Below are 25,256 nucleotides of genomic sequence, written 5' to 3' on the forward strand. Positions count from 1 at the left end.
GTTTATTAAGTCAAAAAAAATTAAGTTATTACACTCCTAAAAATAAAATATGCAACCAATTGAAGAATTAGACGAAAAGTTTGGCATTGAAGGAGAGGTCGGTTTCATGGAAATTGAAGGCGAGCTACCGTTTATTAGTATCTCAAATAAATATGCTCAGGCAGACATTTGCCTGTATGGCGCCCATGCGATGAGCTTCATTCCTCACAATAATATGGATTTTCTTTGGATGAGCCCCGACAGTTTCATGCAGGAAGGAAAGGCCATCCGTGGAGGAATTCCGGTTTGCTTTCCCTGGTTCGGCCCTCATCAGTCAGATCCGCAGCAACCTCAGCATGGTTTTGGGCGGCTCATGTTATGGGATGTTGCGGAAACTCAGGCGTTGCCGAATGGAGAAACCCTTATTCGGATGCAACTTCAATCATCAGATACCACCAAAACTTACTGGCCTCATGATTTTTTAGCTGAAATGATTTTTACGATTGGGAAAAAACTGACAGCGACACTCAAAGTGACCAATACCTCAACAGCGTCATTTGAATATGGGTGTGCGCTGCATACGTATTATACGATATCGGCTATTGAAAACATCCAGATTGAAGGGTTGGAAGGATTAAGCTACTACAACCAACTGACCGGGGAGGATGGTCAGCAAAACGAAAAGCTGTTAACTTTCAATGAGCCGCTTACCCGTCATTATCTCAATACAGAAACACCGGTTGTAATTAATGATCCGGCTTTTCGTCGCCGTATTTTTGTTGAAAAATCAGGGAGTAAAGTCACTACAGTTTGGAATCCGGGCAAAGAAACCACAGCTGGCATTACCGATATTCCTGATGATGGTTATGAAGCTTTTGTTTGCGTGGAAGCCACCAATGCGTTTGATTACACCATTCAGTTGGCACCTGGAGCAAGCTACGAAACCTCAGCTATTCTGGGACTGGAAGAATAATGCTCGCGCTGTGTCCACGCAAACCATGGGCTTGTCTACAGGAATGATGGGCTTGTCCACAGGCCTGATTTCCTTGTCCACAATACGCGTGGAGCAGTCCATTAATATCATGGACTTGTCCACGGGCATTGTGGAGCAGTCTACGGTTTCCATTTCCTTGTGACTTATCGTACGTCCTTAGGGGATAAGCTTGCGCCCCAAGGGGATTGCTCCAAGTACCTTGGGGATCATGTCGTGCCCCTTGGGGAAAACAATATGTACCTTGGGGATCGGGTCTCGCCCCTGGGCTTAGGTCGTTTTAGTGGTTCCTAAGTGAAGCAGTGCATCTCCCTGATATACAATTGGGGTGTGGTTTAATCCGAGTATATGGCCACTTTCCGGCATCTTTACTTTATGGATGAACTTTCCATAGGGATCAGAAATGCTACCAATGATTTCTCCTTTTTCAACGTCAGCCCCATCTTTTATGTCGAAGCGGAACAAGCCTCCGTGGCGAGCTCGAACCCAGCTTGAGCTTTCTATAATAACAGATTCGCTCATGGGCAAAGCTTTAATCTCTTCAGTAAAGTCTCGCATGCCCAGGTGGGTCATGGTTTTCATCACTCCACGAACGCCACGCAGGGTAATTCGTTTGTGGAAATCGAGCGATTTTCCGCCTTCAAAAAGCAGGACTTTTTTTCCGGCTTTGGAAGCAGCCTGTCTGAACGACTTTTCGCGATTGGGGGCATAAACAATAAAGCGGGGATTGAAAATCTTCGCTAGCTCAAGGAGCTCCTGATCTCCTCTGTTAATTCGAATTTGTGAGCTGTTGAATCGGTTGGCGCCTCCTGTATGAAAATCAATGCAGTAATCAATGTGTGGTAAGATGTTGTTCATTAGGTGGTATGCAAAAATACTTGCCAGCGAACCGGTTTTAGATCCCGGGAAAACCCTGTTGAGGTCTTTCCCATCGGGGAATTCCCGGGTTTGGCTCAGGAATCCAAACACATTTAACACGGGAATGCAAATAACAGTACCTCGTTTGGGTTTATTGATCTTTTTTGAAATTATTTCTCGAATAATCTCAATACCATTTACTTCGTTTCCATGGATGCCTGCATTTAATAAAAGTACAGGCCCGTCTTCTCTGGCGCGTTCAACAATCACCGGAACTTCAACTTTTGTTCGGGTGTGCAGACGGGCAATATCCAAATTGAGGATGGTTTGTTTTCCCGGTATAATTTCTGTTCCCAGGATTTTCATCGGTTTGTTTTGTCTCATACTTAAATACCCTTAAATATTGCGCTCAACATATCGGATGATGTTTCTGGCAATATCCTTTTCGGTGGCAGCTTCAATTCCTTCAAGTCCCGGCGATGAGTTAACTTCCAGGATTAAAGGTCCGTGGTTTGATTGCAGCATGTCAACTCCGGCAACACCCAATCCCATCACCCGGGCGGCTTTCAGTGCTGCATTTTCTTCATCTTCGCTAAGCTCAATTATTTCAGCCGATCCACCACGGTGCAGGTTCGATCGGAATTCTCCTTTTTTGCCCTGACGTTTCATGGCGCCAACAACGACTCCATCAACAACAAATGCACGAATGTCGGCTCCTTTTGACTCTTTGATGTACTCCTGGACAATAACACGGGCTTTTAGTCCATTGAAAGCTTCAATGACTGATTCCGCAGCATTGTCGGTTTCGGCAAGTACAACTCCCAGTCCCTGGGTTCCTTCCAGCACTTTAATAACAACAGGCGTTCCTCCCACGCTTTGAATGATGTCTTTTACATTGCGAGAATAGTTCGTAAAAACCGTTTTAGGAAGTCCTAAGCCAGCACGACTTAATATTTGGAGGCTACGCAGTTTGTCGCGCGAACGTACCAAGGCCTGACTTTCAATCGCGGTAAAAACTTTCATCATTTCAAACTGACGAACGACAGCGGTTCCATAAAAGGTAACCGAGGCACCAATTCGGGGAATAACTGCATCAACGTTTTCCAGCTTGCTGCCTTTGTAATAAACTGAAGGCTTTTTCTTTTCAATAAACAGGTCGCACTTGGAGTGGTCAACAACAAGAACCTCGTGGCCTCTTTGCTCTCCTGCTTCAACCAATCGTTTTGTAGAATATAATTGAGGATTTCTTGATAATACAACTAATTTCATTGTGTTTGATTTTTAATTTAAGTGTTGGCACGAGGATTTCTCTTCATGTAATTTTCTGGTGTTTGAATTTACAAATCGGCTTGTTGTCTGTTTTTCTCTCAGTAAGTTACAATTTTTATTTTTCCTTTTTGTGAGAGGTTCGTTAATGAACTGTCAACAACAAATCGCTTTGATAAAAATTTTCGTCCCAACAAAACAGGGAATTTCATGGTTCCACGCTCCGTTAAAGTCAGGTCAATCGGAAATGTTTTTTCAAAGAGCCTTATTTCTGTTGAAATCGAATAGCGTTCTTCCATATGCCCGTTTGAGCTTTTCACCTTTTTTAAAACGAACGTTTCAAAGATAAATTCTTTGTCGTGGTATTTGTCATGTTCCGGATCTAAAAAATAACACTTCAGTTTTTCAACTCCGTCAACTTTGATCAATTCAATATTATGGCAATGAAAACTAGATGTGTAAGCACCCGAATCGGTCTTCACTTCAATCCCCTCAAGATTTAAAAGAGGAAAGCTGGCAATGTCCTCCCGCCCGATGACGATTTTGGATTTTGTCATTTTAAATGATATTGAAAAATAGTTTAGCGATCATCATGTACATAATCAGTCCCAGGATGTCGTTCATGGTCGTAATAAAAGGTCCGGTGGCAAGAGCCGGGTCTATTTTTAGCTTGTTTAAAACAAGTGGAATCGTTGTTCCAAACAGGGAGGCGAACACAATAACGATGAATAAAGAAATACTGACTGCCCAGGTTAGGTTCATGCTATCGCCGAAGAAAAAATTATAACTAAAAATAAGGCTTGAAAATACAAAAGCTGTGATTAGCCCGACTGCCAGTTCTTTCAGGAGTTTTTTTCCAAAAGTGTCGAAGTCGCGTGCCCCGCTGGCGATAGTCTGCACAACAATAGAAGATGATTGTACCCCCACATTTCCGGCCATGGCAGCAATAAGTGGAATGAAAAAGGCGATGCCTTTAATTTCAGACAAGGCTGTTTCGTTTGCTCCTAAAACACGCGCTCCTAATATTCCACCAATCAATCCAATAAGCAGCCATGGCAGCCGGGCTTTTGTTAAATTCCAGACACGGTCACCCGATTCGACATCGCCGGTGATACCCGAAACCATTTGGTAGTCGCGTTCAGCTTCTTCGCGAATAACGTCAACCACATCGTCAATGGTGATTCGTCCTTTTAGTCGGCCAATATGGTCAACAACCGGCACGGCCACCAAGTCAAAACGTTCCATCATTTGCGCAACTTCTTCCTGCGAAGCATCAGTTTTCACAGAATGTATTTCATCTTCAACCAGATTTTTAATTTTTGATTGGGTTGAATTTAAAATCAATTTTTTCAACGAAAGAATGCCTTTCAAAAACTCTCCATCGTCAACAACATATACATAGTATATTTCGTCAATGTCTTCAGCTTGCTTCGATATTTCTTTTAATGAAGTTTGAACCGTCCAGTTTTCGTTTACTTTAATCAGCTCTTTAGCCATCAATCCTCCGGCCGATTCGTCATCGTATTCGAGCAGGTCGGCAATGTCTCCGGCTTGTTCCTTGTCCTCAATTTCCTGAAGAACGGCCTCCTTCATATCGTCTTCCAAATCACCCACAACATCGGCAGCATCATCCGAGTCCATGTATTCGATAAATTGCCGGGCAATCAATTCGGGGGGTAAAACTTTCAGGAATCGCCTTCGTTCGTTTTCGGGAATTTCAACCAGCACATCAGAGGCCTTTTCTCCATCCAATTGTAAGTAGAGGTATTTGGCTTCGTCCATGTTCAGCTCATCCATAACCTCAGCAATCTCGGTTGGGTGAAGACCTTCAAGCTTGGACAGAATAGCTTCGGAGGCTTCGTGTTCAATAAGGTCCTTCAGCTCGTCGATAAATTCTCGATTCAGTTCAAATTGCATGGCTGCTTTTTTAAGACTGATCTTGGATCAGCCTGGTTAAACGTTCAAAATCATTAACACTTAACTGTTCGGGACGTTTAGAAAAAATTGGATCGTGCTTTAGTTCTTCGTCGCGGAGAAATGATTTTACGGAGTTGCGAAGCGTTTTTCGACGTTGGTTAAATCCGGCTTTGACCAATTGGAAGAAAAGTTTTTCATCACAATCCAGTTGCTGCCTGTCGTTTCTTTTTAACCGGATAACAGCCGATTTTACTTTGGGCGGAGGGGTAAATACATTTTCGTCTACCGTGAACAGGTATTCGATATCATAAAAAGCCTGTAAAAAAACACTCAGAATGCCATAGACTTTACTACCCGGACCTCTGGCAATTCGCTCGGCTACTTCTTTCTGAAGCATGCCAACTACCTCCGGTATCAGATCCCGGTACTCCAAAACTTTAAAAAAGATTTGCGATGAAATGTTGTAGGGGAAATTTCCAATGATGGCAAAAGGTTCCTGATAATATTCCGTTAGATTCAGTTTTAAAAAATCCCTTGAAATAATCCGGTCTTTCAATTCCGGGAAATGTACTTTCAGGTAATCAACTGACTCACGATCAATTTCGACAACTGTTGTTTGATAAGTTTTTTTCTGAAGCAGAAACCGGGTGAGCACGCCCATGCCCGGACCGATTTCTAAAACCTGCTTGATATCTTCTGCCTGAAGGCTTTCAACTATGTTTTGGGCAATATTTTTGTCTTTCAAAAAATGCTGACCTAAATTCTTTTTTGCTCTGACATTACCCATTATTATTGCTGTTATATATGATATGATATTAGATATGTTGTTAAAAATCGAGGTGATTTAAAACAAATATATATTTTTGTCTGCGAAACTTGCCTTTTCACGAGGCGTGCAAATTTAGTAAAGTACTTAATAAAAAGAAGAAGTGACGCGAAAACGATTTTAAAAATAGCGTTATTTCAATAATTAACAAGTTTGATTTGAAACAGAAAATAGTTAAGACCCTTAAGTTTCTTGCCTTTTTAGCCTTGGGTATTCTTTTATTTTGGCTGGTGTACAAAGATCAGGATGTTGACCGCTTGAAGTCCGTTTTAAAAAATGATGTCAACTATTGGTGGGTCTGGCTATCTTTATTTTTTGGCTTGCTTAGTCACATCAGTCGCACGATGCGCTGGAATCTGATGATTGAACCTCTCGGTAAAAAACCTCGCCTGCTGAATACCTTTTTAGCTGTAATGGTTGGTTACTTGATGAACTTGGTTTTCCCGCGGATGGGCGAAATTTCGCGTTGTGGTGTTTTGGCTCGATACGAGAAAATGTCGTTCACCCAGTTGATCGGCACGGTGGTTGTCGAGCGCATTATTGACGTAATTATGCTGTTGATACTAACAGTTATCGTGATTGTGGGTCAGTTTGGTCAGGTTATCCAATTTTTGGAGAACAACCCGGATGTCAAAGAGAAGCTGAATAGTGTTGCCTTGTCGCCCTGGGCTGTTTTGTCGGTTGTATCCGTAATTATTGTACTTTATTTAATGCGTAATAAATTATTAAGATCCTCTCTGTTTGAGAAGGTGCGTGGCATTCTTATTAAATTTTCAGAAGGCGTAAAGTCGATCAAAGCAATGAAAAATAAGTGGGCTTTTATTGCACATTCTATCTTCATTTGGGGAATGTACTACCTGATGCTTTATGTGGTCTTCTTTTCTTTCGACTTCACTTCGCACCTATCAATGATAGCCGGATTAACAACCTTTGTTTTGGGAAGTTACGGTATGGTTGCTCCCGTGCAAGGCGGAATTGGAGCCTGGCATTTTATGGTCGTTCAAGCGCTGATGGTTTATGGAATCGACAAAGCTGATGGGATGGTCTTTGCCTTATTGGCACACACTTCTATGACAGCGATGATGATTATTTTAGGGCTGATTTCTCTGCTTGTTTTGCCATTCATCAATCGGACAAAGGAATAAAATAGCTGCGCTTTCAATATACATCGAGCTTGACGTGTTTTTCAGGATACGGTTTCAAATAATCTTTCGTTAAGTCGTTGACAGCCGCGGCAAATTGTTAATTTTGACATGTGTTGTGGCGATTCACCTGTTTTTAATCGATTGATTTGTAAATATTGACTAGCTTTTAGTTTTAGATGAATACTGAATTATTTATAGCACGCAGATTATTTTCCTCAAAAGATAGCGACCAAAAACTTTCCCGGCGTATTGTTCGCCTGGCAGTGGCAGGCATTAGTCTGGGCATGGTGGTTATGATTTTATCCGTGGCTATTGTAACTGGGTTTCAACGAGAGGTTGAAAGTAAAGTCAACGGATTTGCAGCACATTTGCAGTTGGTAAATTACGACAGCAATATGTCGTATCAAACTGAATCAATTAAAAAACAACAGCCTTTTTTAGACGAGCTGAAGGCAATGCCTTTTGTGGATCATGTGCAGCAGTATGCCACAAAACCCGGCATGATTAAAACAGAGGAAGATATTCAGGGCGTAGTGTTGAAAGGCGTTGCTGCTGATTTTGACTGGCGTTTTTTTGAGAGTAATAAAGTTGCCGGACAGCGAATTGAATTGGATTCGTTGAGAACAAACCAGGTTTGGATTTCGGAGCAGCTTTCCAATTTACTCAAGTTGAAGTTAGGTGACTCATTCAGAATGTATTTTTTGAATCAAAATGAAAAAGTTCCCCGTATTCGTCAGTTCGACGTTGGCGGAGTTTATCGAACCGGCCTGGAAGAGTTTGACCGCATGTTTGTGCTGATTGATATTCGGCATATTCAGCGGCTAAATTCGTGGGAGGAAGATCAGATTAGCGGATATGAGATTTATATCAGAAATATGGATGAAGTTGACCAGGCGGAGTATGCTGTTCGAAACTTGGTCTTAGCTAATATGAATGATGATGATTCGTTGTTGCGGGTTGTTAATGTCAAACGTAAATTCCCCTATATTTTTGATTGGCTCAACCTGTTGGACATGAATGTTTGGATTATTTTGGTGTTGATGGTATTGGTTGCCGGGTTTAATATGGTGTCTGGTTTGTTGGTCATTATTTTAGAGCGGACTCAGATGATTGGCGTGCTCAAATCGCTTGGGGCAGCCAATGTGAATGTACGGAAAGTTTTCCTGTATTTTTCAGCTTTTTTGATTGGGGAAGGTTTACTTTGGGGGAATATTCTGGGTATTGTTTTGGGCTTGCTTCAGCATTACTTTAAAATAATTCATCTTGATCCAACCTCTTATTACGTCGATACCGTTCCTGTAAATATTTCGGTTTTGCACATTGTGCTATTGAATGTTGGAGCGCTGGTGATTACCCTTTTCATGCTGATTGGGCCGTCTTATTTTGTAAGCCGGATTTCTCCTGAAAAGACCGTTCGGTTTGAATAGTTGAGTTGATTTACACTTTTTGAATCTATCGTCACCGGGCTATGAATTAATAAATAAGTTGGAGATCGTTAAAACTTTCTCCAGTCGTAAATGATTATTATAAATTTACATGTACACCAATTTCATACAACATATTAAGCAATTGCTTCAGACTGAGCTGCCAGGAGAAAAGGCACACGAAAAGATGTTGCCTCCGGGACGACATCTGAAAATGAGTTTTGAAGAATCTGGTGAGATTAAGTATAGCAGCGTGCTGTTGTTGTTGTTTCCGTATAAAGAGAAAATTTATACCTGTTTAACTCAACGCAATCCGAATATGAAGCACCATCCGGGACAGATTAGTTTTCCGGGAGGAAAGATTGAAGTAGGCGAAAGTCCTGAATTGACGGCTGTTCGGGAGGCTCAGGAAGAGGTGGGAATATCTCCGGCAGATGTTCGTTTATTGGGGATGTTGTCGGAGTTACACATTCCGGTAAGCGGGTATTCCATTTTCCCATATGTTGGGTGGATGGATTATAAACCTGACTTTGTACTTAATAAAGATGAAGCGGAAAAGTTGATTCTGTTTCCACTGCAAGATTTTGTTCAGAATGAAAAAATCAGCTTCACAGAGATGGATACCATTCGCGGAAGATTAACCGTGCCTTTTTACCCATTTGAAGGATACGAGGTTTGGGGAGCAACGGCCATGATCTTGTCCGAATTCTTGGAGCTCGCGAAAAAAGGACGTTTTACTTTTCAATAATGTTCTTGTAGTCTCGATAAGTCGTCAGTACCCGATTCACGTAATTGTACGGTTCTTCGCCGCGACAATACCCCCATCGAACAACCGGATCTTTGTAATATTTTGAGGCTGATTTATTGAGCAGGAAAAAATCGACATTGTCATCCCAAATCGCCGGATTTTTGTCATATTTCTCTGCTAGTCGTTGGGCATCTTTAATATGTCCAAGTCCTACATTATATGAGGCCAATACAAATTTAACCCGTTGCACAGAGTCTGGAACGTCTGGTTTTAGATTCTTGTCAAGCCATTTCAATAGTCGTACTCCAACTTTTATATTTTGAATCGGTTCTTCATATTCATTTATTCGAAACAGGTCAGCAGATTCAGGCATAATTTGCATCAGCCCATAGGCTCCTGCCCATGATTCCGCATATGGGTCAAATCTGGATTCCCGATAAATAATAGCCGCCAACAATCGCCAGTCTAAATTTGCTTTGTCGGCAGCTTCCTTAATCAGGTCATCAAATGGTGAAATTTGGCCACCACCAATCGAGTGGTATGTGCTATTTACCATTGTTCGTGAGCGAATATTTTCAAAATACTTGTCGTAAAGAATGGCGTAGGTAACCGTCTCTTTAAAATTTCGGATCCAGGTATTCAGGTATTTTAGCCATTCGCCTGCGTCGTTTCGTACTGCCCAGGCTATATTTTGCGGAAAGCTAATTGGTGTTTTAATGTCGAGGTTTGGGTAGTATGTTTGATTCACTTTTGCTACATTTTCATCGCTTACGGTAAAGTCAATATCTCCTTTGGCGACCATGGCAATCAACTGCTCAACACCATAAATCGAATCTTCAACAATTGTAATTTCTTCCCCAATTTCGTCTGAAAGGTTGACCAGTCGTCGATAGTATGCTGTGTTTTTTTGAACATGTATTTCCTTTTTTGCTAAATCAAGCTGGTTTCTGATGAGCGAATCTTCAATTACTTCTCTGGTCATTCGCTGCCAGTTCTCCGGCTTTCGCTGTACAAGTACTTGGCGGGTTTGTTCCAGAGGCTCTGTAAATTGAATGGTTTCATTCCTTCTTTTTGTTACTGTCAGGTTTTTAGCTACCAAGTCGTATTTTTTCTTGTTCAGCCCATCAAAAGTTTCCTTAAGGTTATTGCTTACCGATATTTCCAGCTCCAGTCCCATATCGTCAGCAAGGTGCTGTAGTAGCTCATATTTGAACCCCATTGGCTTTCCCCGGTATACGAAGTAATTGGTTGAATTATAATCGACAACCGCTTTCAGGCGGCCTGAATTCATGATACGGGAAAGCTCGCTGTTTTTGCGATTTGCTTTTTCTTTTTTCTTTCCAGAGCCGGAACCACATGAAAAGAAAATAAGGATTGCGATGAATGATAAAATTTGGATGTAGATCTTTTTATTTCTCATGCAATAAATAAAAGTTGGCTAACTAAACTAATCGTAGAAAGTCCATGAGACTCCAAGCCTGAACGTTCTGCGATAATATGGATAGTCCGGCGCGGTCCAGAATCCACTGTCAAGCATATCCGAAGCTGCGTTTAACCATTGAAAAAACAGCCGGGTGCGTTTCAGTTTGAGGTTTACATGTACATCTACAAACGGGAAGTTACCAATTTTTTCTTGATCCTGCCAATAGAATCTTCCCGTAGGGGCGTCGTACGCATCAGCATAAAATTCGGTGTTGTAGCGAACGTCAGCTCCAATTTGGGTGTATAACACTTTCGATATGATTGTTTTGTAGCTGATGCTTAAATATCCGCAAAGATCTGGTAGATGCAGATATTCTTCCTGATTCGCGTTCTGCCATAAGATTTGTCCTCTCAGAAGCCAGTGGTCAGATTCAATCGTTTTGTTCAGATACGCAGATAATATCAGCATTTCCCGGCCACCTTGCTGTGGAGTGGCAACCGAGTCGTTGTAGATATAATTCCCAATTAATGCGTAGTTTGCACCCAGAGTCAACTTGCGTTTTTGTGAATGAATCTCACCTTTTAGAATCATTTCGTTGATATTTTTGAAACGATTACTCCATTGGTAGTGGTTCGAGTTAAAGCGTTGCTCGAAATAGTCAGGAGCAATTGTATTTAGTTCTCCTGATACTTTCAAGCTGGTTGTGTCATTGCCGATGTTAATTGGTTTATAAATATATGCGCTGAGCTCGGTTTGTCCTGAGCGATAACCTGTCAGGTAAAATTTCCCTTGTGCTCCCCATTTCCAAAATATACCTTCTTCTCTGGATATTCCACCGCCAACAAACGTGTTGCTGTGCTTGTATTTTTGCAGTGTTGTATCCAAAGGCATTTTTATTCTGATCAGGTCGTGACCAATAAAAGCCCGCTTACTAAACGTGTATTTTCGATCTGGTGCTTCGTAGAATTTAAGTTGAAATAAATTGGTTAACCGATTATAACCGATTGTGTCATTCGTCGCTGTTGAGTCAATATAAGTGTTTCGATAAAAATCCAGGTTGGCTTCATCGTCTGTATATGTTTTTTGATTCCCTGAGTATTCAACCTGATAAAAGAATCCGGTGCGGGGAATAAATTCGTCGGTAATAAAACCAAGTGTATCTTCAACTTCCTTGTACTTTCCTAATCGGTATTCACTGTTCCAAAAGAGCGTGTTATTTCTGAGCGTGTAGTTGGCTTGATCCAGATTGACGATATAGTTATCGGTCTCATCATACTTGTTTAAGTCAATACTGCCATCCTCTAAACCACCGTTTTCTTCATTTTTTAGCCGATTAAATATCAGGTTAAAATGAGAATTAAATTTGTCTGATTCGTAACTGGAGTAAAGAGCAATGGAATGATGTTTATTTTCCTGGTATTCATACTGCCCGGTAGCCTTTGATTGATCGTAAAAAAAAGTGGCGTTAAAATCCCTATTGATGTTTTGAGAATGAAAAGCGTTGAAGCGCGTTTCGTTCTGCGTGTTTTGATTTTCACTTTGGCTATAATCCAAAATCGTATACGGGGTTGTGGTATTGAAATACCTGATGTCGGCTGGTAGCTTAGTATATAAATCAAATGCCCGGTAAAAATAAAAATCCGACTCCCCTTCACGTTTGAAAAAGTTGTTGGATTGATAGGCTCCTCCAAAATTTCCGGTAAAGGTATTGCTTATACTTTTCTGAAATATTGGATTATAGTTATGGAAAAAATTAAGGGTTGTATCAACCTCCACTGCTTCGGTTGAGGCCCCGTTATTTTTTAGTTTCCAGCTGTGTATGTGCGAAACGATCGGTTTATTCTTGTCATGCGGATCAGATTGAATGCTGTCATTTCTTCCGTCGTCAGGGAGAGTACTCTCTGCATTAAACCCTCCAAAATTATTCAGGTTACCCTGGGCAAAAAGCAGCGTAAATCCTCCGAGGACAATCAATATGGTTAACTGTATTTTTTGAAACATACCGCGGCAAATATAGTTAAAAGTCAAAGTCCGATTGAATTTTAATTGTTAAAAAGGTACATTTTTGTGACGTCACAAGACATTATCGTCGTTTTTCATGTGTTTATAATTGTTTATTTCTTGCAACACATGGAACTCGCTTTAAATAATCATGCTCCTGCGTGTGAATATTTTTACATGCTCGTTTCATCTAAACTGTTGCTGAGTAACGCGAAATTTCAATAAATGGTATCTGATTAATCATCTAAAGTATTCTGCATATTGCTTTTTTGCAATATAAATTTATATTGTTGCATTGAAAAAAGAACTTTGCAAGTTGTTAAGTTGTTCTTTCATAATTAAGGACTTGGAGTGAAGCATATTTTTATGGAAAACTAGCGATCCAAATAGATCATTTAATGAAAAAAAGACTGGAAAATCAAATACAGGAAATTGCTCAAATTATAAACCATATTGAAGATGGTGATATTGATATAGATTCGTTAATGGGAATGGATGAATTGCTCGACTTGTTAAGTAGCAAGATAAAATCTACAAAGTTGGGGCACCCCTTGTATGGTGATGCAAAACGCCATGAAGCTGAAAGACATGAGGCCATTTTTATTTTTGACTCTTCTTTTAAAGTTTACAAGTACACGGGGATTTTTGATCACCTTTTTTATCCTGAAGAAAATGAAAAACTCGAAGTAACCGACTTGCTGAAAATTGAGGATCCTGAATTGCTTTCGGAACAGGTTAAACGACTGATTGAAACCAGAACAAATCAAGAATTTGAGACGATCATTCATTCGGCACAGGAAATTCCTCTGGCTGCAACAATATGCTTGGAGCTTCTCTCTGAAAAAGCGGGAGAGGAGCTGATCTTAGCAGGGGTTAATTTTGCGAACACCACATTGTCTGACATCAAAGACTATCAGCAGATTGTGATCGAAAATTTGCCCGGCATAGATGTTTATTTGTTTGATAAGGAGTATCGTTATGTGCTTGCCGGAGGACGAGAGAAAGAACGTTTCGGATTAACAAATAGCTATTTTGCCGGAAAAACGCTTTTCGAGGCTTTTGACGAAAAAGTGAGTAAACGACTATTCCCTTTTTACCATAAAGCGTTAAATGGGGAGATGGCTGACGGCGAAATACGCATTGAAGATCAGGTTTACTACATTTGGGCGACTCCGGTTGGCAATGTTTATGATGAAGTAGTGGGCGGAACAGCGATTGTTCAGAATGTTACGAAAGATAAAGAGATTGAACTAAGGCTTAAAAAAGCTAAAAATGATGCTCAGGAAGCCGAAAAAGCGAAGTCGACTTTTTTGGCTAGTATGAGTCATGAAATTCGTACTCCACTGAACGCCATTGTCGGTTTTTCAGAACAGTTAAATAATACCCAGCTTAATAACAAACAAGAAAAGTTTGTTCGCTTGATCAATGATTCTTCAGAGCATTTGCTTTCGCTGGTCAATGAAATTCTAATTTTGTTTAAGTTAGGAATGGGGAAGGTGTTTATTGACGAGATTCCCTTCAGTTTGACGCGAATATTGAATGTGATATACAATTCATTTATCATTCGGGCTAATGAAAAAAGGCTGCAATTTTTCATTTATGTTGATCCTGAAATTCCGGAAACGATCGTTGGTGACCCATTTCGAATTCGACAAGTGATTATCAATTTGGTATCTAATGCATTGAAGTATACCGACGAAGGTCGTGTTGACTTGCGTTGTTTGCTTCAGAAAGGCGATCCCGAAGAGGTTTGTGTTCGTTTTGAAGTGGAAGACACCGGAGTTGGAATTGCTGCCGATCTGTTACCCAATATATTTGATGAGTTTACGCAGTCTTCCTCTCAGCCCGATAAAAAAAGAAAAGGGGTTGGCTTGGGACTTACCATCTGTAAGAAGATGGTCGAACTGATGGATGGCAATATTCGAGTGGATAGTGAAGAAGGGAAAGGAAGTTTATTTCATTTGACCATTCCTTTTAAGAAAGCTACCGGAAAAGAAGCATTGGACAATGAAACACATTTCTTTTTAAAAGAAAATCTGTTGAAAGGAAAGAAAATATTATTTGCAGACGATGACGAGTATAATCTTTTGCTTGCTGAAACGGTTTTGACTAATTGGGAAGCCGATTTTAAACTGGCGAGAAACGGAGAAGAAGCATTGGGTGAATTATTGGCATCTGGCTATGATATTATTTTGTTAGATATTCATATGCCAAAATTGACTGGTGTTGAGGTGATCCAGGAAGTTAAAAAAAATAGGTCGAACCCAAATTATAAAACCAAGGCCTTGGCTGTTACGGCAAATGTTGTTAAGAGCGATGTAAAAAGATACATGGATGAAGGGTTTGATGGCTATGTTTTAAAGCCATTTAAAGAGCATGATTTGTACAACAAAATTTGCAATGTGTTGGAATTAGGATCATCGACCGGAGAAGAGCGGGAGGAAATGGTCGCTAAAGAAAAGACAGTAAACGAGGATCAACTGGATTTTGATACACACAATTTATGGGTTACTGCAAATGGCGACAAAGTGTTTTTCAATAAAATGATTGACACGTTTTTGAAAAATACAACAATTATGCTTGAAAATTTCGAATCCGCACTCAGCAAGGAAGATTGGAAAAGAGTGGGGGAAATTGCACATAAAGGAATTCCTTCATTTACATATTTTTCACTGGATCAGGTTGTTCAAAAACTGACGCAATTAGAAGATATGGCACTGCGATCAGAAGAATTCGACGACATACCAACAATAACTAAAGATGTTGTACTTTTGGTCAATGAAGTGATAAAGCGAGCAGAAAATGCTAAATTGTAGTCCGATATCAATCGAATGAAATTAAAAATAAGAATTACCAAAAAGATATGGGAAATAAAATATTGATCATCGACGATGATACTTTTATTTGCGAAATACTAAAAAAGCAACTGACCAGTGATGGATATGATATTGAAACAGCTTTCTCGGGGCAAAGCGGTATGGAGATTATTAAGAGTACAAAGTTTGACCTGGTACTTTGTGATTTCCGCTTGCCGGATACTGACGGCATGGAGTTGTTGCAAAAAATAAAAGCAGTGTCACCTTCAACTATTGTTATTATTATTACTGCTTATGCTGACGTACGGCAAGCGGTGAAATTGATGAAGATGGGAGCCGAAGATTACATTACAAAACCTCTTCAGCAGGAAGAAATTCGATCACTAATTGAAAAGAAATTAAAAGGGAATTCGCCGAAAAAGAGAAAAGTACAAAGTCATATTTATACAGACGGCGACTTCCTAATGGGAAAGAGTGAAAAAATGCGATCCGTGATAAATCTTTCTCGGCGTGTTGCTCCAACGAATATGTCTGTGCTGATTCAGGGCGAAACAGGGACAGGAAAGGAATATGTCGCTCGTTTTATTCATCAGCACAGTAAGCGGGGAGACAAACCGTTTGTTGCTCTCGACTGTGGTGCTATTCCCAAAGACTTAGCAAATAGTGAGCTTTTTGGTCATATAAAAGGATCGTTTACCGGCGCTGTTCGTGACAAAGAAGGTGTTTTTCAACAAGCCAATGGAGGGACCTTGTTTCTGGATGAAATTGGGAATCTTAGCTATGATATTCAGGTGCGGCTCTTGCGTGTTTTACAGGAACGTACGGTGTCCCGGGTTGGTGAAAATAAAACGACAAGAGTTGATGTTCGTATTATTACTGCAACAAATGATGATTTGCTGGATGAAGTAAATCAGAATACGTTTCGCGAGGATTTATACCATCGGGTAAATGAATTTAAAATCAGTCTACCTTCAATGCGTGAGCGTACTGATGACATTCTGTTTTTTGCGAACAGCTTCCTTAAATCATCAAATGATGAGCTTGGATTAACGATTGAGGGATTTAGCCCAGATGTTGAAGCGATTTTGCAACAATACGCCTGGCATGGCAATTTGCGGGAGTTGAAAAATGTGGTTAAGCGCGCAACACTGATGGCTTCCGAAAACCAGATCACAAAAGATTGCTTGCCACAGGAACTTGTTTATCCTTCTCATCAACCAGGGAACAATGGTGATGTGGAGATTGGTGAGTCTAAATTAAAAGATGCATCATCAGAATTTGAAAAGCAATTAATTATCCGAACTATTGAAGAAGCAGGCTTTAATAAGTCGAAAGCTGCTCGCCTTTTAAAAATTGACCGCAAAACACTTTATAACAAAATCAAACAATACGGAATTGAGATCTGATTTGTTCGTTTGATTAATGGAACGAATATTGGAGCATTTGAATTACAGGGCTTGTAACCAGTGAGGGGGGGACTAGTATGATACGAAAATCAAATGAACTAAAGAAAATTGCAATAGTAGACGGATCGTCCGATTTATTTCGCGTTGAAGAAGGACGATTGAGGAAGGAGACTTTAAAGAATCAAGTACAGTACTTTAAAAAAGCTGCCGGTTTACTTAATTATCTGCAGGGGCTTAAGCAAGATCGATTAACCGATCAATTTCCTGATTATATTTTGGTTGATATCCAATTCAAGGATATGAACGCAGCCAGTTTTCTGGATCGTATAGAACAGATCTTGGGTAAAATGGAAGCCCCGGAAGTGTTTATTCTATCCAGTTCTGCAAGTAAGAAAAAACGAGATTTGGCTATGCAATACCCATTTGTTAGTGCCTACTTGGAAAAACCGGTTCCTGTTGATTTGTTGGAGTTGCTGATTGCCGGCAATGATGTGGACAATTCCCCTCATTGAAATGTAGACTTTGTTGCACACTTTCCCAGTTTCAAATAGTTCAACTAAGAGAATACATTTTTTCGTGTTTAAAACGTTTTTTTTTTGAGGAGGCTTATTCTCTGCGCTACAGAGAAGTTTTATTGCAGTTAAGTGAATTGTTCAAACAATGAGGGTGATGTGTTGTTGACTAGTCGATTGGCGAGGGGTTGCGAATTCGTTGACTCTATTTCCTGATCTGTCAGTTTCATCCTTTCGAATCTCCCCTTTGACTTTTTTATCTGTTTTTCATTTTCCGATTTGAATTACAAGGTATATCGGTTCGTTCAATTCACCCTTTCGTTAACTTGACTTTTTTTTGTGCGGTTCCCTATCGTCGGATTTGAATGTCATTTTCCTCTGAAAGCCCAGTGTTTAAAGTCTGTTAAGTAATCTCTACAATTTGTAGAACAAGCTCCACTGCAAGTTTTTTCGGCAATATGTTCGTCTTTTTGTATTGTCCTGAAAAGGAGTTGATTATGGAAGTTTTTTTTGGGCGTTCTTTTTTGGAATGCTTTTTTCAGTAGTAGAAATAAACGTTAAATAATTGAAAGCATGAAAAGTTTAAAAAAGAGAATCGATAATATAGAGCTATATCAAAATTCTGACGAGTATAAAGCGAGAGTATTAAAAACAATTCGAAGTGCTGATCGGCCATTGACATCCGAAAGGATGACAACAACGCTTGACAATACAAAAAGTACGAGGACGTCTGATAAGATCAAAACGTCCATTTAATATACATTTATAGTTAAGGTATTAATCATAAAAATCAAATGTCATGAGTAAAGGAACAAGCGCCCTTTTAGGGTTTGTAGCAGGTGCAGCGACAGGCGCCTTAGTTGGAGTTTTATTTGCACCTGAGAGAGGTGATAAAACAAGAAAAAAGATTCAGAAAAGTGTAAAAAGAGTTTCGGAAGATGTCACAGACACGATCGGAGAAAAAGTTGATAGTTTGAAGGATCAGGTCGGTGAAATGATTGATCAGGTAAAAGAGCGGACAAACGATGTCGAAGAGAAGATTAAAAAAGAAGCCAAAACCCCGACAACCGGGAAGTAACCGAACGTTCGAAACCTCTTAATTTATGAGTAAAAACCTATCAGATAATTTTAATGAACTGAGTGACGTATCAAAGAGATATGTGCAAGCTAGAATCGATTTAGTTAAGCTAACAGTTCTAAATAGAGCAACCGGAATAACAACTTACTTAATCGGTAATTTTATTCTTTCGCTGGGCGGTGCATTGATCTTGTTTTTCGGACTCGCTGCGCTTGTCGTATGGTATGGACAAACCTACCAGGATTATCTGACGGGTTTATTGCTTGCTATCGGAGTATTGGTTGTTCTTACTGTTTTATTTGCATTGCTAAAAAACAAGCTGCTTACAACTATTGTATTGCGGAAGTACTCATCCATGTTGTTTGAAGAAGATGACGATGAAGAGGAGGAGGTCAAATTATGAGAGAGATAAGAAACATGGGAGAGTTGCGGTTAGAACGCCAAAAAGTAAAATACAAGATTCGCTACTTGGAAGACGAATTGAAAGATCAATCGACCTTAACGGTTCATGCCTTTAAAAAGTACGTGCGAAATATGGCGTTTGAAACAGGTATGAAAATCGTTCTTGGTTTGTTTCTGCAGAAAAGGAAAAACAGAAAACAAAAAGAGAAGGAACAAGCATTAGATTCTTCTTGAAAAAATTAACAAAGCCCATTAAAAAGGCATATGCTGGTTTTGGGTGTAAAGATAGAAAAGCCATGAAAACAAATTTATTACTATTAGACACGCTGAAAAATATGGAAACCCTTATAACGTCAGGGTTTGCATTGAGTAACCAATTAAAACGAAAACTGAAAATCGTTTATGTTTTAGATTTCGGCTGGATGAGAAGTGGAGAGTTTGTTGGCGTAGCCACCCCAAACTACCAACCGAACGTGGCGATCTCGGAGGCTCAGTTTCGTGCAGATTATGAAGCGGCTGAAGCAGAAATGAAAAAGACGGTGGCAGACTTGTTGAAAAAGATACCCCAAAGTGTTCCGTATGAAATAGAAGTCGCAGAAGTAAGTCGGTTGATGGTGGTTAATGACACCATTGAGAAAGAGAAAGATGTTATTCTGCTTATGAGTAACTACAATAGTTATTCGGGCTTTGTAACGGGAGCAATCAGTTATCCAAACATCATCGAAAAAGTTGCCTGTCCGGTCATTATTGTGCCGGATGATAAATCGATTTTCAGCATGAGTAACTTTCTATATGCAACGGCACTGCATGCCGAAGACCTGAAAGCAATGCGTCATTTATCTGATATTGTTGACGGAACCGAGAATAAACATCTCACCATTTTCCACAATATGGAAACGACTGATTTTGATTCTATTCTTAAATGGAAAGGATTTAAGGATATGGTAAAAGACAGTATTAAAAACTTTAGTCCGAGTTTCGTTCATTCGCACGAGAAAGATGTGAGCAAAGGCTTACAAAAATACCTGGAAGAGAATGAGCCGGATGTTTTGGTGATTATGAAGGAGGAGAAAGGCTTTTTTGAAGATCTATTCTCTTCTTCAGAAACCCATTACGTTGTTACTCATTTCAATAAGCCTGTATTGGTTTATCACGAGTCCAACTTTAAATAATTATTTATTCAAAATTAAAAACAATATATATTACCATGGAAACTAAAGAAAAAACATTTGTAAGATTAGGGTTTAACAAAAAAGATACCTCCGAATTAATTGATCAAATAAATACATTAATATCAAGTTATCACGTACACTATCAGAAATTAAGGAACTTTCACTGGAATGTTACCGGTAAAGATTTTTTTGATCTGCACGATAAATTTGAGGAGCTCTATAACTTTTCAAAAGTTAATATCGACGATTTGGCAGAGCGGGTACGCGTATTTGGTGCTTTCCCAACTGCTACACTTCAGGAGTATCTGGATAGTTCAAAAATAAAAGAACCAGAAAGAGTGCAGAGTCCCGATGAGATGGTTGATCATCTTTTATCCGATTTTGAAATTTTGCTTTCGCAAATGATCAATGTCTTGGAAACAGCCAACGATATTGGTGACGTTTCAACAATCGACTTGGTCAACTCGATGGTAAAACAGACCGAAAAGTACTACTGGATGTTTACGTCGTGGCGTGATGAAAAATAATAAATTATAAAGTATGCTAAGCCGTTGATTTTACCAACGGTTTTTTTTACGCCAATTGGTAATTTGGAGCGATTATAATTTGCACTTCACTCAGTGCTTTTTTTTCAAACAATCACTTTAAAAGCTATTTTTGTCTTACTTCATATTTCAAGGAAGTTTTCAACCGTTTGCCATTAATTATTGACAAAATGGTGGGAATCTGAGGGTGTTTTGTTTTCTTTATATTTGTGACAAATTGCTATAAGTATGACTCCTAATTACGATGAAGGTTCGATAAGAACACTTGATTGGCAGGAACACATCCGGAAGCGTCCCGGAATGTATATCGGGAAACTCGGAGATGGAACTGCCTCTGATGATGGAATTTATGTGCTTCTAAAAGAGGTCATGGATAATTCAATTGATGAGTTCATGATGGGCTATGGGAAAAAAATTGAAGTTCGAGTTTCAAATGAGCTCGTGAGTGTTCGTGATTTCGGAAGGGGAATTCCTCTTGGTAAGCTTTTGGATGTTGCTTCAAAGATGAATACCGGTGCAAAGTATGATTCTAAAGTATTCAAAAAATCAGTCGGGCTGAACGGCGTTGGTATTAAGGCTGTTAATGCGTTGTCATCCGAGTTTACAATTAGAGCCTTTCGCGAAGGGCAATTGAAAGAAATTATCTTTTCGCAAGGGAAAGTTGTTGAGGAAAAGGATTTGGGGAGCACCGATGAGCCTAACGGAACACAAGTTGAATTTGTACCCGATATCGACATTTTTAAGTCATACCGTTACCATAAAGACTATGTGGTAAACATGATGAAGAACTATTCTTTCCTGAATGCGGGTTTATCGATCTATTATAATGGTGAACGCTTTCAGTCAAGAAATGGGTTGAAAGACCTGCTGGAAGAAAACCTTGATTCGGGTTCACTCTATCCGGTTATTCACCTAAAAGGAGAAGATATTGAGGCTGCCATTACGCACGGAAACCAATATGGAGAGGATTATTATTCGTTTGTAAATGGGCAGCACACTTCACAAGGAGGAACGCATTTGCTGGCTTTTCGCGAATCTATTGTCAAAACTGTTCGCGATTTTTATAGAAAGGATTTTGATCCATCGGATATCAGGGCATCAATAATTGCTGCAATCAGTATTAAGGTTGAGGAGCCAGTCTTTGAATCGCAAACTAAAACAAAACTCGGATCGAAAGATATTGGTCCCGAAGGTCCTTCAGTTCGGCATCATGTGGTTACTTTTATTCAGAAAGAACTGGATAATTATTTGCACAAAAATCAAGAGGTTGCCGAGGTTCTATTAAGACGTATTCAAGAGTCGGAGCGGGAGCGAAAAGCTATTTCAGGAGTAAAAAAGTTAGCCAAACAAAGGGCGAAGAAGGCTAGCCTGCACAATAAAAAATTACGCGATTGCCGCATTCATTACAATACTACAAGTGATAAAAAGGAAGACTCTTCTATTTTTATCACGGAAGGTGATTCAGCAAGTGGATCGATCACAAAATCACGCAATGTAAATACACAGGCTGTTTTTAGCTTGAAGGGAAAGCCATTGAACACCTATGGTTTGACCAAAAAAGTGGTGTATGAAAACGAAGAGTTCAATTTACTTCAGGCTGCCTTAAATATTGAGGAAAGCATGGAAGACTTGCGATATAATCAGGTGATTATTGCAACCGATGCCGACGTAGATGGAATGCATATACGTTTACTATTAATTACCTTCTTTTTGCAGTTTTTTCCTGAGCTGGTGAAAAAAGGGCATTTATTTATTTTACAAACTCCGTTGTTTCGCGTTCGAAATAAGAAAAAGACATTTTACTGCTATACCGAGGAAGAACGACTAAAAGCCATTAAAGAAGTGGGGGCAAAGCCTGAAATCACCAGGTTTAAGGGACTTGGCGAAATTTCTCCGGACGAATTTAAAAATTTTATTGGCCCGGATATTCGACTGGAGCCGGTTCAAATGAAAAAGCATGAATCAGTTTCGCAAATGCTTGATTTTTATATGGGCAAGAATACACCGGATCGGCAAGAGTTTATTATTGAGAATCTTTACGTTGAGAAAGATGAGCTGGGATAGTCCGATAATGAATTCGAAGTAGCAGAAGTTTTACTTATAATAAAATTGTTGTGGCAGAAGAAGAAAAAGATAAAGAAAATCAACAGGGTGAACAGGGTGATGGCATTACCTATTTGTCGGGTATGTATCAGGATTGGTTTCTTGATTATGCCTCTTATGTGATTCTGGAACGAGCTGTCCCTTATGTGAATGACGGGTTAAAACCGGTTCAGCGCAGGATTTTGCATGCCATGCGCGAAATGGATGATGGGCGATACAACAAAGTAGCCAATATTATTGGACAAACCATGCAGTATCATCCGCATGGCGATGCCTCTATTGGTGACGCACTGGTGCAATTGGGACAAAAAGATTTACTGATTGACGCCCAGGGAAACTGGGGAAATATCCTTACCGGCGATGGTTCCGCAGCTCCACGGTATATTGAAGCTCGTCTGTCGAAATTCGCTTTGGAGGTGGCGTTTAATCCAAAAACAACCAATTGGAAATTGTCCTACGATGGACGTAATAAAGAGCCAATTACACTGCCCGTAAAATTCCCGCTGCTGTTGGCTCAGGGGGTTGAAGGTATTGCTGTTGGCCTGGCTTCGAAAATCCTTCCGCATAATTTCAACGAATTAATTGATGCCTCAATTGCTTATTTAAGAAAAGAAGAATTTGAGTTGTACCCCGATTTTCCGACAGGAGGATCTGCTGATTTTTCGAGATACAACGATGGCTTGCGTGGTGGAGCTGTTAAGGTACGTGCCAAAATTGAAAAGATTGATAATAGAACCTTGGCAATTACAGAGCTCCCTTTTGGAAAAACAACCACCACTTTGATCGATTCAATCATCAAAGCCAACGATAAAAATAAAATTAAGGTTAAACGAATTGATGATAATACGTCGGATCGGGTAGAAATACTGGTACATCTGGGACCTGGAATTTCGTCCGACAGAACCATCGACGCATTATATGCTTTCACGGACTGCGAAGTATCGGTGTCTCCCAATGCATGCACGATTGAGAATGACAAGCCAATTTTTATTGGGGTCAGCGAAATACTAAAAAGAAATACAGACCAGACTTTACTTTTATTAAAGTTAGAACTTGAAATTCGAAAAGGGGAGCTGGAGCAGGCATGGCATTTCGCCTCTTTGGAGAAAATCTTTATCGAAGAGCGAATCTATAAGGACAAAGAATTTGAACAGTCCGAGAATATGGATGAAGCGATAGCGCATATCGATAAACGTTTAGAGCCATGGAAGCCTAAATTAATGCGCGAAGTTACCCGCGAAGATATCCTTAAGTTGATGGAAATTCGGATGGCGCGTATTCTGAAATTTAACACGGATAAGGCGAATGATCATCTTCAATCGATTGAAGAGGAGATTGAAGAGATTAATAAGAAGATAAAGAATATCGTTTCTTTCACCATCGAATATTTTAAGCACATTAAAGAAAAATTCGGAAAGGACAAAGATCGAAAAACGGAGATTCGTAGCTTCGAGAATATTGTAGCAAGCAAAGTGGTCGTGGCGAACGAGAAGCTTTATTTCGACAGAGAAGAGGGGTTTATTGGAACTAGTTTGCGGAAAGCGGAATATGTCTGTGATTGCTCGGATATTGATGATATTATCGTGTTTCGGCGTGATGGCACTTATCTTATTACTAAGGTTTCAGAAAAAGCGTTTGTTGGGAAGAACATCCAACACATTGCTGTATTTAAAAAGAACGACAAGCGAACCATTTACAATGTGGTTTATCGAGATGGACGGCAGGGGACTTTCTATCTGAAACGCTTTGCGGTTACCGGAATGACCCGGGATAAAGAATACGATCTGACCCGGGGAACAAAAGGATCGCGGATCTGGTATTTTAGCGCTAACCCCAACGGCGAGGCCGAAGTGTTGAAAGTGACCCTCAAGCAAAAGGCTCGACTTAAAAAGCTGAACTTTGAAGTTGATTTTGGAGACTTGGCGATTAAAGGCCGGGGGGCAATGGGGAACATCCTTACCAAAAATGACGTTCACAAGATTAGCCTGAAAGAAAAAGGCGTTTCAACGCTTGGTGGACGAAAAATCTGGTTCGATACGGATGTATTGCGACTTAATTCAGATTCGCGGGGGAAATTTCTTGGAGAGTTTCAGGGAGAGGATAAGATCTTGGTTCTCTATAAAAATGGAGAATATCAACTGTATAATTTCGACTTGTCTAACCATTTCGATCCGGACATCCTTCAAATTGAGAAGTTTGACAGTCAAAAAGTTTTATCGGTTGTGTACTATGATGCCGATCAGGAATTCTATTACGTGAAGCGATTTGAGATTGATGAGATAATAGGACGTCGCATTAGTTTTATTGGCGATAATCCCGATAGTCGTTTGGTGAGCATCACCTGGGTGCACTATCCGCGGCTGGAAATTGAATTTGGAGGGAGAAATGCCTCACGCGAGAATGAAATCATCGAAGTTTGCGAGTTTATTGGCATAAAGTCGTATAAGGCAAGAGGTAAGCGACTGACAAACTACGAGGTTGAAAACATAAAAGAGATTGAACCTGTTATCAAGGATGAGGATGACAAGACTCAAGAAGAGCAGGAACAGTCGGATGAAGACGTGCCTTTTGAGGTCAATCGACCAAAGAAGGATGAGGATGAAGATGATAAAAACCAAATGTCGTTGTTTTGATGAAACGAGCG

21 protein-coding genes are annotated in these 25,256 nt (G+C 39.9%); 14 read left to right on the plus strand and 7 right to left on the minus strand.

Annotated features, from left to right (window positions below):
• The first annotated feature begins 49 nt into the window (after window positions 1-49).
• Window positions 50-952 carry a D-hexose-6-phosphate mutarotase gene (locus ACTB00_RS03955; RefSeq protein ID WP_463298647.1) on the plus strand — a complete coding sequence of 301 codons (903 nt, stop codon included), beginning with the start codon at window positions 50-52 and terminating at the stop codon, window positions 950-952.
• Window positions 953-1,240: 288 nt separating this feature from the next.
• Here the strand turns inward: ACTB00_RS03955 and ACTB00_RS03960 are convergent, their stop codons facing one another.
• The 5 genes from ACTB00_RS03960 to rsmA form a co-directional block, all read right to left on the minus strand.
• On the minus strand, window positions 1,241-2,212 hold the full coding sequence (locus ACTB00_RS03960; protein WP_463298648.1) for a succinylglutamate desuccinylase/aspartoacylase family protein: 972 nt from the start codon (window positions 2,210-2,212) through the stop codon (window positions 1,241-1,243).
• 12 nt (window positions 2,213-2,224) lie between these two features.
• A complete protein-coding gene (gene rimK, locus ACTB00_RS03965; protein ID WP_321287582.1) occupies window positions 2,225-3,097 on the minus strand; it encodes a 30S ribosomal protein S6--L-glutamate ligase in 873 nt (290 codons plus the stop codon).
• A gap of 98 nt (window positions 3,098-3,195) precedes the next feature.
• On the minus strand, window positions 3,196-3,651 hold the full coding sequence (locus tag ACTB00_RS03970) for an ATP-dependent zinc protease family protein (protein WP_463298649.1): 456 nt from the start codon (window positions 3,649-3,651) through the stop codon (window positions 3,196-3,198).
• 1 nt (window position 3,652) lies between these two features.
• Window positions 3,653-5,011: a magnesium transporter gene (gene mgtE, locus ACTB00_RS03975; RefSeq protein WP_463298650.1), complete on the minus strand. Its 1,359-nt coding sequence runs from the start codon at window positions 5,009-5,011 to the stop codon at window positions 3,653-3,655.
• A 10-nt stretch (window positions 5,012-5,021) separates the two neighbouring features.
• On the minus strand, window positions 5,022-5,798 hold the full coding sequence (gene rsmA, locus ACTB00_RS03980; protein WP_463298651.1) for a 16S rRNA (adenine(1518)-N(6)/adenine(1519)-N(6))-dimethyltransferase RsmA: 777 nt from the start codon (window positions 5,796-5,798) through the stop codon (window positions 5,022-5,024).
• A 197-nt stretch (window positions 5,799-5,995) separates the two neighbouring features.
• Between rsmA and ACTB00_RS03985 the strand changes: the two genes are divergently transcribed.
• The 3 genes from ACTB00_RS03985 to ACTB00_RS03995 all read left to right on the plus strand — a co-directional run bounded on the left by ACTB00_RS03985 (window position 5,996) and on the right by ACTB00_RS03995 (window position 9,154).
• On the plus strand, window positions 5,996-6,982 hold the full coding sequence (locus ACTB00_RS03985) for a lysylphosphatidylglycerol synthase transmembrane domain-containing protein (protein ID WP_463298652.1): 987 nt from the start codon (window positions 5,996-5,998) through the stop codon (window positions 6,980-6,982).
• A 176-nt stretch (window positions 6,983-7,158) separates the two neighbouring features.
• Window positions 7,159-8,409, plus strand: a complete 1,251-nt coding sequence (locus ACTB00_RS03990) for an ABC transporter permease (RefSeq protein ID WP_463298653.1) — start codon at window positions 7,159-7,161, stop codon at window positions 8,407-8,409.
• Between the two features lie 109 nt (window positions 8,410-8,518).
• Complete coding sequence (locus tag ACTB00_RS03995; protein WP_463298654.1) at window positions 8,519-9,154, plus strand: NUDIX hydrolase; 636 nt, start codon at window positions 8,519-8,521, stop codon at window positions 9,152-9,154.
• On the opposite strand, the gene ACTB00_RS04000 is transcribed toward ACTB00_RS03995, so the two are convergent.
• Together ACTB00_RS04000 and ACTB00_RS04005 are read right to left on the minus strand one after the other, a co-directional pair.
• Window positions 9,141-10,574 carry an MltF family protein gene (locus ACTB00_RS04000; protein WP_463298655.1) on the minus strand — a complete coding sequence of 478 codons (1,434 nt, stop codon included), beginning with the start codon at window positions 10,572-10,574 and terminating at the stop codon, window positions 9,141-9,143. The two genes, ACTB00_RS03995 and ACTB00_RS04000, sit on opposite strands and share 14 nt — an antisense overlap.
• 27 nt (window positions 10,575-10,601) lie before the next feature.
• A complete protein-coding gene (locus ACTB00_RS04005) occupies window positions 10,602-12,578 on the minus strand; it encodes a putative porin (RefSeq protein WP_463298656.1) in 1,977 nt (658 codons plus the stop codon).
• A gap of 398 nt (window positions 12,579-12,976) precedes the next feature.
• On the opposite strand from ACTB00_RS04005, the gene ACTB00_RS04010 reads away from it, so the two are divergent.
• The 10 genes from ACTB00_RS04010 (at window position 12,977) to ACTB00_RS04055 (ending at window position 25,245) form a co-directional block, all read left to right on the plus strand.
• Window positions 12,977-15,394, plus strand: coding sequence for an ATP-binding protein (locus tag ACTB00_RS04010; protein ID WP_463298657.1), 2,418 nt, complete (start codon window positions 12,977-12,979; stop codon window positions 15,392-15,394).
• 47 nt (window positions 15,395-15,441) lie between these two features.
• Complete coding sequence (locus ACTB00_RS04015) at window positions 15,442-16,800, plus strand: sigma-54-dependent transcriptional regulator (RefSeq protein ID WP_463298658.1); 1,359 nt, start codon at window positions 15,442-15,444, stop codon at window positions 16,798-16,800.
• Between the two features lie 77 nt (window positions 16,801-16,877).
• Window positions 16,878-17,312, plus strand: coding sequence for a hypothetical protein (locus tag ACTB00_RS04020; RefSeq protein ID WP_463298659.1), 435 nt, complete (start codon window positions 16,878-16,880; stop codon window positions 17,310-17,312).
• 799 nt (window positions 17,313-18,111) lie between these two features.
• A complete protein-coding gene (locus ACTB00_RS04025; RefSeq protein ID WP_463298660.1) occupies window positions 18,112-18,390 on the plus strand; it encodes a YtxH domain-containing protein in 279 nt (92 codons plus the stop codon).
• A gap of 25 nt (window positions 18,391-18,415) precedes the next feature.
• Window positions 18,416-18,793, plus strand: a complete 378-nt coding sequence (locus ACTB00_RS04030; protein ID WP_463298661.1) for a hypothetical protein — start codon at window positions 18,416-18,418, stop codon at window positions 18,791-18,793.
• Window positions 18,790-19,026, plus strand: a complete 237-nt coding sequence (locus tag ACTB00_RS04035) for a hypothetical protein (protein WP_463298662.1) — start codon at window positions 18,790-18,792, stop codon at window positions 19,024-19,026. The genes ACTB00_RS04030 and ACTB00_RS04035 overlap by 4 nt, the downstream gene beginning before the upstream one ends.
• Before the next feature lie 62 nt (window positions 19,027-19,088).
• Window positions 19,089-19,964: a universal stress protein gene (locus ACTB00_RS04040; protein ID WP_463298663.1), complete on the plus strand. Its 876-nt coding sequence runs from the start codon at window positions 19,089-19,091 to the stop codon at window positions 19,962-19,964.
• Window positions 19,965-19,999: 35 nt separating this feature from the next.
• Window positions 20,000-20,491: a Dps family protein gene (locus tag ACTB00_RS04045; protein WP_463298664.1), complete on the plus strand. Its 492-nt coding sequence runs from the start codon at window positions 20,000-20,002 to the stop codon at window positions 20,489-20,491.
• A 246-nt stretch (window positions 20,492-20,737) separates the two neighbouring features.
• Window positions 20,738-22,573 carry a DNA topoisomerase IV subunit B gene (locus ACTB00_RS04050; RefSeq protein WP_463298665.1) on the plus strand — a complete coding sequence of 612 codons (1,836 nt, stop codon included), beginning with the start codon at window positions 20,738-20,740 and terminating at the stop codon, window positions 22,571-22,573.
• 50 nt (window positions 22,574-22,623) lie between these two features.
• Window positions 22,624-25,245 (plus strand): DNA gyrase/topoisomerase IV subunit A, encoded by a 2,622-nt coding sequence (locus ACTB00_RS04055; protein ID WP_463298666.1) that lies wholly within the window; start codon window positions 22,624-22,626, stop codon window positions 25,243-25,245.
• Window positions 25,246-25,256: the final 11 nt, after the last annotated feature.

Source organism: Sunxiuqinia sp. (genome assembly GCF_055140945.1).

Coding starts and splice junctions, on each gene's coding strand:
- ACTB00_RS04035 (WP_463298662.1), top strand. CDS start 18,790: ATGAGAGAGATAAGAAACATGGGAGAGTTGCGGTTAGAACGCCAAAAA.
- ACTB00_RS04020 (WP_463298659.1), top strand. CDS start 16,878: ATGATACGAAAATCAAATGAACTAAAGAAAATTGCAATAGTAGACGGA.
- rimK (WP_321287582.1), bottom strand. CDS start 3,097: ATGAAATTAGTTGTATTATCAAGAAATCCTCAATTATATTCTACAAAA.
- rsmA (WP_463298651.1), bottom strand. CDS start 5,798: ATGGGTAATGTCAGAGCAAAAAAGAATTTAGGTCAGCATTTTTTGAAA.
- ACTB00_RS04000 (WP_463298655.1), bottom strand. CDS start 10,574: ATGAGAAATAAAAAGATCTACATCCAAATTTTATCATTCATCGCAATC.
- ACTB00_RS04040 (WP_463298663.1), top strand. CDS start 19,089: ATGAAAACAAATTTATTACTATTAGACACGCTGAAAAATATGGAAACC.
- ACTB00_RS03955 (WP_463298647.1), top strand. CDS start 50: ATGCAACCAATTGAAGAATTAGACGAAAAGTTTGGCATTGAAGGAGAG.
- ACTB00_RS04010 (WP_463298657.1), top strand. CDS start 12,977: ATGAAAAAAAGACTGGAAAATCAAATACAGGAAATTGCTCAAATTATA.
- ACTB00_RS03960 (WP_463298648.1), bottom strand. CDS start 2,212: ATGAGACAAAACAAACCGATGAAAATCCTGGGAACAGAAATTATACCG.
- ACTB00_RS04045 (WP_463298664.1), top strand. CDS start 20,000: ATGGAAACTAAAGAAAAAACATTTGTAAGATTAGGGTTTAACAAAAAA.
- ACTB00_RS04015 (WP_463298658.1), top strand. CDS start 15,442: ATGGGAAATAAAATATTGATCATCGACGATGATACTTTTATTTGCGAA.
- ACTB00_RS04025 (WP_463298660.1), top strand. CDS start 18,112: ATGAGTAAAGGAACAAGCGCCCTTTTAGGGTTTGTAGCAGGTGCAGCG.
- ACTB00_RS04005 (WP_463298656.1), bottom strand. CDS start 12,578: ATGTTTCAAAAAATACAGTTAACCATATTGATTGTCCTCGGAGGATTT.
- ACTB00_RS03995 (WP_463298654.1), top strand. CDS start 8,519: ATGTACACCAATTTCATACAACATATTAAGCAATTGCTTCAGACTGAG.
- ACTB00_RS04050 (WP_463298665.1), top strand. CDS start 20,738: ATGACTCCTAATTACGATGAAGGTTCGATAAGAACACTTGATTGGCAG.
- ACTB00_RS03990 (WP_463298653.1), top strand. CDS start 7,159: ATGAATACTGAATTATTTATAGCACGCAGATTATTTTCCTCAAAAGAT.
- mgtE (WP_463298650.1), bottom strand. CDS start 5,011: ATGCAATTTGAACTGAATCGAGAATTTATCGACGAGCTGAAGGACCTT.
- ACTB00_RS03970 (WP_463298649.1), bottom strand. CDS start 3,651: ATGACAAAATCCAAAATCGTCATCGGGCGGGAGGACATTGCCAGCTTT.
- ACTB00_RS04030 (WP_463298661.1), top strand. CDS start 18,416: ATGAGTAAAAACCTATCAGATAATTTTAATGAACTGAGTGACGTATCA.